Annotated in this window: 9 protein-coding genes and 2 pseudogenes; 7 read left to right on the plus strand and 4 right to left on the minus strand. The window is 63.7% G+C overall.

The genetic code is table 11. The features are described from left to right. Nucleotides 1–58 precede the first annotated feature (58 nt). The 6 genes and pseudogenes from cysT to AC629_RS00345 all read left to right on the plus strand — a co-directional run bounded on the left by cysT (nt 59) and on the right by AC629_RS00345 (nt 5426). Nucleotides 59–845: pseudogene (gene cysT, locus AC629_RS00320) on the plus strand (sulfate ABC transporter permease subunit CysT). A gap of 9 nt (nt 846–854) precedes the next feature. Further along, nucleotides 855–1760: a sulfate ABC transporter permease subunit CysW gene (cysW, locus tag AC629_RS00325; RefSeq protein ID WP_084802800.1), complete on the plus strand. Its 906-nt coding sequence runs from the start codon at nt 855–857 to the stop codon at nt 1758–1760. Beyond that, nucleotides 1750–2788, plus strand: a pseudogene (locus AC629_RS00330) (sulfate/molybdate ABC transporter ATP-binding protein). The gene cysW and the pseudogene AC629_RS00330 overlap by 11 nt, the downstream one beginning before the upstream one ends. A 90-nt stretch (nt 2789–2878) precedes the next feature. Continuing rightward, nucleotides 2879–3382 carry a CAP domain-containing protein gene (locus tag AC629_RS00335; RefSeq protein WP_084802801.1) on the plus strand — a complete coding sequence of 168 codons (504 nt, stop codon included), beginning with the start codon at nt 2879–2881 and terminating at the stop codon, nt 3380–3382. 78 nt (nt 3383–3460) lie between these two features. Next, a complete protein-coding gene (locus AC629_RS00340) occupies nt 3461–4636 on the plus strand; it encodes a DUF3734 domain-containing protein (RefSeq protein WP_084802802.1) in 1176 nt (391 codons plus the stop codon). A 1-nt stretch (nt 4637) separates the two neighbouring features. Further along, the gene (locus AC629_RS00345) at nt 4638–5426 is read left to right on the plus strand and encodes a 3-hydroxybutyrate dehydrogenase (protein WP_084802803.1); all 789 of its coding nucleotides are present in this window, start codon (nt 4638–4640) and stop codon (nt 5424–5426) included. Nucleotides 5427–5566: 140 nt separating this feature from the next. Here the strand turns inward: AC629_RS00345 and AC629_RS00350 are convergent, their stop codons facing one another. The 4 genes from AC629_RS00350 to AC629_RS00365 form a co-directional block, all read right to left on the minus strand. Beyond that, nucleotides 5567–6391, minus strand: coding sequence for a sulfite exporter TauE/SafE family protein (locus AC629_RS00350; protein WP_084802804.1), 825 nt, complete (start codon nt 6389–6391; stop codon nt 5567–5569). A gap of 195 nt (nt 6392–6586) precedes the next feature. Then, nucleotides 6587–7954 (minus strand): flippase, encoded by a 1368-nt coding sequence (locus tag AC629_RS00355; RefSeq protein WP_084802805.1) that lies wholly within the window; start codon nt 7952–7954, stop codon nt 6587–6589. Nucleotides 7955–8248: 294 nt separating this feature from the next. Further along, nucleotides 8249–8611, minus strand: a complete 363-nt coding sequence (locus AC629_RS00360) for a hypothetical protein (protein WP_084802806.1) — start codon at nt 8609–8611, stop codon at nt 8249–8251. Between the two features lie 246 nt (nt 8612–8857). Then, a complete protein-coding gene (locus tag AC629_RS00365; RefSeq protein WP_084802807.1) occupies nt 8858–9697 on the minus strand; it encodes a protein-disulfide reductase DsbD domain-containing protein in 840 nt (279 codons plus the stop codon). 141 nt (nt 9698–9838) lie between these two features. Here AC629_RS00365 and AC629_RS00370 point away from each other — a divergent pair, with 141 nt between their 5' ends. Then, a complete protein-coding gene (locus AC629_RS00370) occupies nt 9839–10480 on the plus strand; it encodes a YqgE/AlgH family protein (protein ID WP_084802808.1) in 642 nt (213 codons plus the stop codon). Nucleotides 10481–10645 lie beyond the last annotated feature (165 nt).

The raw sequence follows: 10645 nt of genomic DNA on the forward strand, positions 1-10645 counted from the left end.
GGGGCTAGTGAGCGCAATCACAGCACGACGCCGGACATTGCCGGGCTTCGGTCTCACGATGGGACTGACGCTGTCCTGGCTGTCCGTCATCATCCTGATTCCGCTCGCGGGGCTGTTCCTGAAATCGTTCGAGCTGAGCCCAGAGCAGTTCTGGGCCATCCTCTCCAGCCGCCGCACCCTGAATGCGCTCCGCGTTTCCTTCGGGCTCGCCTTTGCGGCGGCCTGCGTCAATCTGGTGATGGGCAGCATCATCGTCTGGGCGCTGGTGCGCTACCGCTTTCCGGGCCGGCGGCTGTTCGATGCCATCGTCGATGTGCCCTTCGCGCTGCCGACGGCGGTTGCCGGCGTCGCACTGACCTCGCTGTTCGCCGAGAAGGGGTGGCTGGGCGCGCCGCTCGCCGCGCTCGGCATCAAGGTGGCGTTCACGCCGCTCGGCATCTTCATCGCCATGATCTTCATCGGCATCCCCTTTGTGGTGCGCACGGTGCAGCCGGTGCTCCAGGATCTCGATCCTGAAATCGAGGAGGCCGCGGGCAGCTTGGGGGGCGAGCCGCTGGCAGACGATGATTCGCGTGATCCTGCCCTCGCTGGCCCCGGCGCTGCTCACCGGCCTCGCGCTCGCCTTCGCCCGCGCCGTCGGCGAATACGGCTCGGTGATCTTCATCGCCGGCAATCTGCCGAACGTGTCCGAGATCGCGCCGCTCCTGATCGTGATCCGTCTCTCCGAATTCCGCTATGCCGATGCGACCGCCATCGCGGTGGTCATGCTCGTCGTCTCCTTCGTCGTCATCTTCGCCGTCAACCGGCTCCAGCGCTGGGCGCAGAGCCGGATCCCGACGCGCTGAGGTGGGATCATGACGATGCAGATCGCAGATTCCGTTTCGCTGGCCTCGCCCGATGCGCGTGCGCACGCCGCCGCAGCGCACGACAACCTTCGGACCGAACGGAGGACGGTCCGCATCGTCATCATCGCGCTGGCGATGGTCTTCCTCTCCGTTTTCGTCGTGCTGCCGCTGGTCGTCGTATTCGCGCAAGCGTTCTCGAAGGGCATTCTCGCTTATCTCGCCGCGCTCGCCGAGCCGGAGGCGCTGGCTGCGATCCGGCTGACGCTGCTGGTTGCGGCGATCTCGGTCGGCCTCAATCTCGTGTTCGGCCTCGTCGCTGCCTGGGCCATCGCCAAGTTCGAGTTCAAGGGCAAGACGTTCCTGGTCACGCTGATCGACCTGCCGTTCTCGATGAGCCCGGTGATCTCGGGCCTCGTCTTCGTGCTGCTGTTCGGCGCGCAGGGCTATTTCGGTGGCTGGCTGCGCGATCACGACATCCAGATCCTGTTCGCGGTCCCCGGCATCGCGCTCGCCACCACCTTCGTGACCTTCCCGTTCGTGGCGCGCGCGCTGATCCCCCTGATGCAGGAGCAGGGCACGCAGGAGGAGGAGGCCGCGATCTCGCTCGGCGCCTCGGGCTTGCAAACGTTCTTCCGCGTCACGCTGCCCAACATCAAATGGGGCGTGCTCTACGGTGTCCTGCTCTGCAATGCGCGCGCGATGGGCGAGTTCGGCGCGGTCTCGGTCGTCTCCGGCCATATCCGCGGCGAGACCAACACCATGCCGCTGCTCGTCGAAATTCTCTACAACGAGTACCAGTTCGTCGCTGCGTTTGCGATCGCCTCGCTGCTGGCGATGCTGGCGCTGATCACGCTGATCGCCAAGACCGTTCTGGAACGTCATCTCGACGAAGGACAAGACATCAGTGACCATTGAAGTCAGGAATCTCGTCAAGAAATTCGGCAGTTTCGCAGCCCTCGACGGCGTCGATCTCAAGGTCGACAATGGCGAGCTGCTGGCGCTGCTCGGGCCGTCCGGCTCGGGCAAGACCACGCTGCTGCGGATCATCGCCGGGCTCGACTGGCCGGACTCCGGCGAAGTCTCTTTCAATGGCGAGGATGCGCTGGCGCAGGGCGCGCGCGAACGGAACGTCGGCTTCGTGTTCCAGCACTACGCGCTGTTCCGCCACATGACGGTGTTCGAAAACGTGGCCTTCGGCCTGCGCGTGCAGCCGCGCGCCGTCCGCAAGGATGAGTCCACCATCCGAGCGCGCGTCAAGGAGTTGCTCGATCTCGTGCAGCTGGACTGGCTCGCCGACCGCTATCCGAGCCAGCTCTCCGGCGGCCAGCGCCAGCGCATCGCGCTCGCCCGCGCGCTCGCGATCGAGCCGCGCATCCTGCTGCTCGACGAGCCCTTCGGCGCGCTCGATGCCAAGGTGCGGAAGGAGCTGCGCAAATGGCTGCGCTCGCTGCACCATGAGATCAACGTGACCTCGATCTTCGTCACTCACGACCAGGAGGAGGCGCTGGAAGTCGCCAACCGCGTCGTGGTGATGGACAAAGGCAAGATCGAGCAGATCGGCTCGCCCGATGATGTCTACGAGACCCCGGCGACAGCGTTCGTGCATGGCTTCATCGGCGAGTCCATCGAGCTGCCGGTCCAGGTCGAAGGCGGCGTTATCAGGCTCGGCGACCGTCTGCTTTCCCTCGCGGCGGAAGGGCTTGCGCCTGGCGCGTCAAAACTGTTCGTGCGGCGACATGACATGCTGGTAGGCCCGCCCGGCAGCGGTGCCTTCGAGGGCGCCGTGCGGCATGTCCGCAATTTCGGTCCCGTGCAGCGAGCCGAGGTCGCACTATCAGCCGGCGAGACCATCGAGATCGACGCCCCCCCGCGACAAGGAACTGCGCGCCGGCGACACGATCGGCTTAGAGCCCCGCCGTTACCGGATATTTGCGAGCGGCTGAGCCGGTCCGTCGGGTCAAATTTTCCTAAATATTCACCTTTCAGCCACGGTTGGTATGCAACAACGGCCCCTCATTTGGGGGCTCCTGCACATGCGCGCTGCGGTCGCGATATCAATCACTTTGCTTCTTGCCGGCTGCGCCGGCAACGAAGCGCCGATCCAGCAGCCGTCCATGTATGCCGACATGTCAGTCCCGGGCTCCAAGCTCGATGCGCAGGCGGCCGCGATCATGATCTCGCAATACCGCCAGAACAACGGCCTCGGCACCGTCGTCATCGATTCCGACCTGATGCGGCTTGCCGAATCCCAGTCCGGCGCCATGGCGGCGGCGAACAAGATGGACCATGATGTCCGCGCGCCCCTGGCCAAGCGGCTCAGCGCCGGCGGCTATCCGGCGAGCGTGGCGGTCGAGAACATCTCGGCCGGCTATCATACGCTGGCGGAAGCGTTTTCCGGCTGGCGCGACTCGCCCCCGCACCGCGCCAACATGCTCAAGAGCGGTGTCACAAAATTGGGCATAGCGGCAAGCTACGCTCCGGGCACCAAGTACAAGGTGTTCTGGACCATGATCCTGGCTTCGACGGATCCGCGATAAGCCAGACTTGATCCCGGGATGCATTGACGCCGCGGCAGACTGTCGTCACGGTGGCTCGCCTCTTGCTATTGTTCCCGCATGACCGATCATAGCCCGGAAGTCGCAACAGTCCCCGCGAAGGCGCAGCGTGTCCTGGTCCTCCAGGGCGGCGGCGCGCTCGGCTCCTATCAGGCTGGCGCCTACCAGTCGCTGTGCCATTTCGGCTTCGAGCCGGAGTGGGTTGCCGGCATTTCGATCGGCGCGGTCAACGCCGCCATCATCGCCGGTAATGAGGGGCAGACACGCGTCAATCGGCTCAAGGAATTCTGGGAGATGGTCTCCGCGCCTGTACCGTGGAAGCCGATCGGCAAGAGCGACCACAGCCGCGAGCTGTTCAATTCGACCAGCGCCGCGCTGATCGCGACCTTCGGCGTGCCCGGCTTCTTCGTGCCGCGCGTCCCGCCCGCACCGCTCTGGCCTCCCGGCAGCCCGCAAGCCCAGAGCTACTACGACACGGCGCCTTTGAAGAAGACGCTGGAACGCCTCGTCGATTTCGACCGCATCAACGACCTGAAGACGCGGTTGTCGATCGGGGCCGTCGGCGTTACCTCCGGCAACTTCAAATATTTCGACAATTTCGAGTTCAGGAAGCTCGGCAAGAAGATCGGCCCGGAGCACATCATGGCCTCCGGTGCGCTGCCGCCCGGCTTTCCGTCCGTCGTGATCGACGGCGAGCATTACTGGGACGGCGGCATCGCCTCCAACACACCGCTCGACTTTGTGCTCGACGCCGAGGTCGATCGCGACATGCTGATCTTCCAGGTCGATCTGTTCAGCGCGCGCGGCGACCTGCCGACCTCGCTGCTCGAAGCCGCCGAGCGTGAGAAGGACATCCGCTATTCCAGCCGCACGCGGATGAATACCGACAAGAACAAGCAGCTGCACAATGCCCGCAGGGCCGTGCGCGACCTGATCAGCAAATTGCCGGACTATCTGAAGAACGACCCTTCCGTCGAATTCCTTGCGAAGGCGGCGCGCGAAAGCACCGTCACGGTGGTGCATCTGATCTACCGCAGCAAGAACTACGAATCCTCTTCCAAGGATTACGATTTCTCGCATGTCGCCATGGTCGAGCATTGGGAAGCCGGCGTGCGCGACGTACATCTGTCGATGCGCCACAAGGACTGGCTCGAGAAACCGCAGTCCGGCGAGACCATGGTGACCTACGATCTCACGGGGGACGTCACCGCGCCCTCGGCAAAAAGGAGCGAGTAAAATGGGTAGTCTGTCAGGCAAGAATGCCGTCGTGACCGGGTCGACCAGTGGCATCGGGCTTGCCTATGCGCGTGCCTTCGCCAGCGCCGGCGCCAATGTCGTCATCAACGGCTTCGGCTCGCCAGAGGACATCGAGAAGGAGCGCTTGAAGATCGAGTCCGACTTCAAGGTGAAAGCGGTCTACTCGCCCGCCGACATGACCAAGCCGGCGGAAATCGCCGCGATGATCGCACTCGGAGAGAAGAGCTTCGGTTCGGTCGACATTCTCGTCAACAATGCCGGCATCCAGTTCGTCTCGCCCATCGAGGAATTCCCGATCGAGAAGTGGGACCAGATCATCGCGATCAACCTGTCATCGGCCTTCCACGCCATTCGCGCTGCTGTCCCCGGCATGAAGAAGAAAGGCTGGGGCCGTATCATCAACACGGCTTCGGCGCACTCGCTGGTCGCCTCGCCCTTCAAGTCGGCCTATGTGTCGGCCAAGCACGGCATCGCGGGCCTGACCAAGACCGTGGCGCTGGAAGTCGCGACCCACAAGATCACCTGCAACTGCATCAGCCCCGGCTATGTCTGGACGCCGCTGGTGGAAAAGCAGATCCCCGATACGATGAAGGCGCGCAACCTGACGCGCGAGCAGGTCATCAACGACGTGCTGCTCGACGCGCAGCCGACCAAGGAGTTCGTCACCTCCGAGCAGGTCGCCGCGCTGGCGCTGTTCCTGTGCGGCGACGATGCCGCGCAGATCACCGGCACCAACCTCTCGATCGACGGCGGCTGGACTGCGGAGTAGCTCCGCTCTCTGTCATGCCCCGGCTTGACCGGGGCATCCAGTACGCTGCGGCCTCTCGGCTCAATCACAGGCGTCTCTGGAATACTGGGTCGCCCGGTCAAGCCGGGCGACGACACCGAGAATGGGGCGCCGTTTTTCGTTCAATGGCTCCAGGCCAGAGCGGTGACGATCGCGGATGACAGGTTCAATTCCGCGAACATGATCTTGCCGGCGACCACGATGAGGACGCTGGCGAGCGCCAGGCGCAGCACCGTCTCCGGCACGCGGGTCGCGCTGTAGCTGCCGAGGATGATGCCGGGCAGCGATCCCATCAGCAAAACGCCCATCAGGCCCCAGTCGACCGAGCCGAGCAGCCAGTGTCCGGTCCCGGCCACCAGCGTCAGCGGCACGGCATGGGCGATATCGGAGCCGACAATGGTCGCCATCGGCAGGCGCGGGTAGAGCAGCAGAAGAACGGTGACGCCAACGGCGCCGGCGCCGACCGACGAAATCGAGACCAGTACGCCGAGCACGATGCCGGTGCTGACGGTCGCGATCGCCGTTGTGCGGTCGTCGATGCGCTCCAGTCTTTTGCGGTAACGCTCCAGGATCGACTTGCGGAAGATCAGGGAGATCGCCGTCAGCGTTAGGGCAAAGCACAGCACCAGGTTGACCAGGTTGCGCTCGGCATCGCTTCTGAGATCGAGCTTCCACAACACCAACAACGTCAGGGCGCTTGCCGGAATGCTGCCGCAGGCGAGCCGCAGCACCGCGGGCCAGTGCACGCTGCGCGACCAGCCATGCACGACGCAGCCGCCGGTCTTGGTGGCGGCGGCATAGAGCAGATCGGTGCCGACAGCGGTCGTTGGATGAATGCCGAACAGTAGGATCAGGAGCGGCGTCATCAACGAGCCGCCACCTACGCCGGTCATCCCGACCAGCAGGCCGACGCCGAATCCGGAGGCGACGTAGAGCGGATCAATCATAGTTCGGGAATCTTAGGTTTATCTCGTGAGTTGGGCAATATGACGTAGAATAAACTTTCCCTGAGGTGCAATTGTTTGGCGAGAATAAGAAAAATTGTGCTGCGGCTGCCAAATAGGTAGGCGTTTTCCCTCGTTCGCGGGCATGTTGCGAAAAGGCCGTTCCCTAGGGCAGCAAGCTGGAGCAGCGCGCGGCGCCTATTTGCCAAACGCCAGAACGTGCAGGCCCAGCCGCTGCCGCACGATCCAGAACAGCAGCAGCGTCTCGAAGGTGAGCGAGATCGACGTCGCCGCCGCGGCGCCATGGCCTCCGAAGCGCGGTACCAGCGCGATGCAGAGCATCACATTCATCAGGAACGCCAGCGCGTAGGCCAGCGCGCAGATCCTCTGTTGTCCGAGCATGTTGAGCAGACGCTCGACCGGTCCGATCGCGGCGCGCACCATCAGCCCGATCGCGGCAACGAACATGATGTCGTAGCCGACCACGAATTGCGGCCCGAACAGCCAGAGCAGCGGCTTGCCGAGCGCGAGCAGTACGATGGTCGCCGCCAGCGACGGCCAGAACGTCCAGTTTATGGCATGCGCCACATAGGCCGACAGGCGCGCCTTGTCGCCGAGTGCGTTGTACTCGGCGAAGCGATGCGCTGTCGTCGCCGACATCGCATAGTGGATGAACGAGACCAGCGCGAGCGTCTTCACCACGGCGAAGTAGACGCCGACCTCCTCGGCGGGACGGAACTGCTGAAGCACCAGCACGTCGGTGTAGGAGAGCAGCAGGTAGAAGCTCTCGACCAGCAGGATCGGCAGCGAGACGGCAAGCCAGCCGCTGATGTCGTAGGTCTTGGGGCCGGGCTCGATATGGTCGGCGAGTTTGCGGTTCAGCACCACCATCTGCCCGGTCATCGCGATCCACACTGCGCCGGCGCTCGCGACCATCGCGGCCACCGCGCCGAGATGATAGCCGAGCAGGAAAGCGCAGGCCGTGATGCCGATGATCAGCGCCTGGCGGACGATGAATTGCGGCATCAGGCCGAGCTGCATCCAGTCGTGCGAGCGCGCGATGCCGTCCTGGGTGTTGGCGACGACGAAGGCGGGCAGCGTCATGCAGCCGACATAGAGCGGCAATTCCTCGGCCGGATCGATCCATGGCGAGAGCAGTTTGACGATGCCGGCGAGCGCAAGCGACAAGAGCGTGGAGACGGTGAAGGTCAGCCAGCGGCTGCCGGAGAGGAAGCCACGCAGCAGCCTATGATCGCCGCTGGCGCGGTACTCCGGAATGATCTTTTGTGCGGAGGCCGAGATGCCGAAATCCATCATGCTGCCGAGCAGCAGCACCCAGGTCCAGACATAGACATAGACGCCGTAGTCGGACGTGCCCATCCAGCGCGCGAGCAGGACCTGCGAGAAATAGGCAAGGCCCGCACTGATGACGCGGATGACGAAGATGGTGCTGGCAAGCCGCCGCGTCAGCGAAGCCTCGCTCGATCCGCCGGCCAGCTTGCCGCGCAGCCGCGCGATCAGCCCGGCCGGTCCGGTCGTTGCGGGTTCAGCATCCATCACGGCCATGTCGAGATCCCCAGGCGTTCCGCATGCTGCGGCAGGCTTCGACCTAGCAACCATTCGTTAAGATACGGTTGGGTCAAAGATGTTAGCCTGGGACGTGTACGCATGAACCAGCGCGCCCGTCAGGGGGGTATGAGTTCGGTGAACCTGCAGAGGTTCGAGAGCTGCCAGCGATCATCAGCTGGAAAAAGCAGGCGCCTGGCCGCCTCCATGCTGGCCCAATCGGGACGAGAGCCATGGTTCGGCAAGAGTGAGGCGGCCCTTTGGGGCCGCCAGACTTAGCCTCAGAACGGATGGCTATTGGCAGAGATGCCGGACACCGTCAGCACCCTTGAAATAGGTGCCGGGCCTGCAGACGATGCCGTTGCGGGTGGCATACGTATTCCAGTCGCCGTGCCAGCCCAATTCGCCGTACATGGCGTTGGGACTGCCCCAGCCGCCGATGGCAGCGCCCGCCGCCACGGGCTGATGATACGCCGTTCGCCGCAGTGGCTGCCTGTATCGATAAACGGGGGTACTCCCGGTTCCAAGACCCGTGCAGCTGGAGAATTCAGCTTCGCAAGCGTCCGGATTGGAGAGCGCCGCCTGCGCTAGTGCACCAGAACTGGACAGGGCGGATGCCGCAATCACGACAGCGCCAAGAACTTTCAAATTCATCATGGCTTGCTCCTCGCGGTTGGACGGTGGCGCAAAATGCCCCGTCTGGCAGCAGCCTATCGACGTTTGAAAGCCTGACTATGCTACTTCGGCAAAAACGGAACCGCCATGATTGGGACGGCTCCGGGTCACGAACGGTATGCTCTGGCTGATGATTTCCGCTTGAGCGTCAGACGCTGACGTCTGCGCCCTTTCGAGTACATGTTCTCGCGTGCAATTGTGCACGGGGGCCCGGACGATGGGGGGGCATCACTCCAGGTTCGTACTGAACTCGTACGACTTTTCCGGTCCGACCAGTGTGAACTTCAGCGCCGCGCCCTCGGCTTTGGCGCCCGGCGGCAGCCCGTCGAGTTCGAACGAGAAGCGCTTCACACCGGGCGGGCTGTGCTCGACCGGCGCGGGGATCGGCAGCGACCAGTCGGGCGTCGGACCTTCCACGAAAAGATTGACGTTGCGGCCATCAGGCACAGCCACGTCGACCACCACATTCTTAGTCCCGTCACGCTTGATGTCGCGGATGGTGAGCGGATTGGCATCACCGATATTGGCGGGCTTTGGCACGGTGTCCAGCGCTGCACGCAGATTTGCGTCCTCGGTGGAGGCCACGCTGTTGAAACCGAGCTCGGCATTGGCGTCGACGGGAATGCAGAGCTTTTCGCACACCGCGTAGTTGATCTCGGCCCGCAGCGTCACCGGCTTGTCGGCGGCCTTGGCGACGATGCGCAAGGGCAGCACGATCTGGTCGTGATAGCCGATCGAATGGCCGCCCGCGCCGTCATCGAACTTCAACGGCGCCGGCCACATCACTGTCACCGCCTCGACATTTTCCGATTTGGAGAAGTCGAACCGCGGCGGAACGCCGGAGTCTCCGGGCGTGCGCCAGTAGGTCTTCCAGCCTGGCTGAAGCTGGAACGCGATACCGCCGAGCAGGACCGCGCCGCTGCGCGATCCCGCGAGCAGCCGCACCGCGGAATGTCCGTCGCGCTGCCATGGCGAAGCGTCGTCGGCACGGGCTTCGAGCGCCAGCAACGACGCAAACAGGGTTGTCGCGACGCCGATCGCCGCACGCATGGGAACTCTTGTGAGCATGGCACGTCTTTACAGGGTCCCCCCGGGGCAAACCATTGAATTGCTTGTGATGGATGCACTTGAATCAAGTCTCTGCAAGCTTGATTTGACAGCAGACCGGCCCGATATCAGGATAGGAATTGAAACCGGAGTGCTTTACCGATGGCTCCCGCAGGCAAGAGGACGGGCGAAAGCACCCGCAGGGCAGGCCCCGCGCTCCCCAATTCGGGTTATCTCGACGGCCGGCTCCTGATCGCGATGCCCGTGATGGGCGATTCTCGCTTCGAGCGTTCGGTGATCTATCTCTGCGCCCATTCGGCGGAGGGCGCGATGGGCATCATCGTCAATCATCCGGCCGGCAGCATCGATTTCCCCGAGCTCTTGCAGCAACTCGGCATCATCAAGAAGGGCGAACACATCAAGTTGCCGGAGAATGCCGAAAGCATGAAGGTGCTGCGCGGCGGCCCGGTCGATACCGGGCGCGGCTTCGTACTGCATTCCAGCGACTTCTACATCGAGAACGCGACGCTCAGGATCGACGACGGCGTCTGCCTCACGGCAACCGTCGATATCCTGCGGGCGATTGCCAACGGCTCGGGCCCCAAGCACGCCATCCTCGCGCTCGGTTACGCCGGCTGGGCACCGGGCCAGCTTGAGACCGAGATCCAGAGCAATGGCTGGCTCCATTGCGACGCGGATGCTGACCTGATCTTCGGCGACGACGTCGACGAGAAATACGCCCGCGCCCTGCGTAAGATTGGCATCGACCCCGGCATGCTCTCGAACGAGGCGGGGCACGCGTAGCTGTTGCCGCACCCTCCGCTGTCGTCCCGGACAAGCGCAGCGCGATCCGGGATCCCATATGTGGACGGCCCCCGTGGCACAAGAGCATTGTGAGGTTTGATCGGATCGCTTGCATCCAGATGTCCGGCCTGTCTGTGCAGCTTGGTCGCCGCTGGCCAAGATGGT

The sequence above is a fragment of the Bradyrhizobium sp. NAS80.1 genome (assembly GCF_001908205.1).
Taxonomy (GTDB): Bacteria; Pseudomonadota; Alphaproteobacteria; order Rhizobiales; family Xanthobacteraceae; genus Bradyrhizobium.

Coding starts and splice junctions, on each gene's coding strand:
- AC629_RS00345 (WP_084802803.1), top strand. CDS start 4,638: ATGGGTAGTCTGTCAGGCAAGAATGCCGTCGTGACCGGGTCGACCAGT.
- AC629_RS00365 (WP_084802807.1), bottom strand. CDS start 9,697: ATGCTCACAAGAGTTCCCATGCGTGCGGCGATCGGCGTCGCGACAACC.
- AC629_RS00360 (WP_084802806.1), bottom strand. CDS start 8,611: ATGATGAATTTGAAAGTTCTTGGCGCTGTCGTGATTGCGGCATCCGCC.
- AC629_RS00340 (WP_084802802.1), top strand. CDS start 3,461: ATGACCGATCATAGCCCGGAAGTCGCAACAGTCCCCGCGAAGGCGCAG.
- AC629_RS00335 (WP_084802801.1), top strand. CDS start 2,879: ATGCGCGCTGCGGTCGCGATATCAATCACTTTGCTTCTTGCCGGCTGC.
- AC629_RS00355 (WP_084802805.1), bottom strand. CDS start 7,954: ATGGCCGTGATGGATGCTGAACCCGCAACGACCGGACCGGCCGGGCTG.
- AC629_RS00350 (WP_084802804.1), bottom strand. CDS start 6,391: ATGATTGATCCGCTCTACGTCGCCTCCGGATTCGGCGTCGGCCTGCTG.
- AC629_RS00370 (WP_084802808.1), top strand. CDS start 9,839: ATGGCTCCCGCAGGCAAGAGGACGGGCGAAAGCACCCGCAGGGCAGGC.
- cysW (WP_084802800.1), top strand. CDS start 855: ATGACGATGCAGATCGCAGATTCCGTTTCGCTGGCCTCGCCCGATGCG.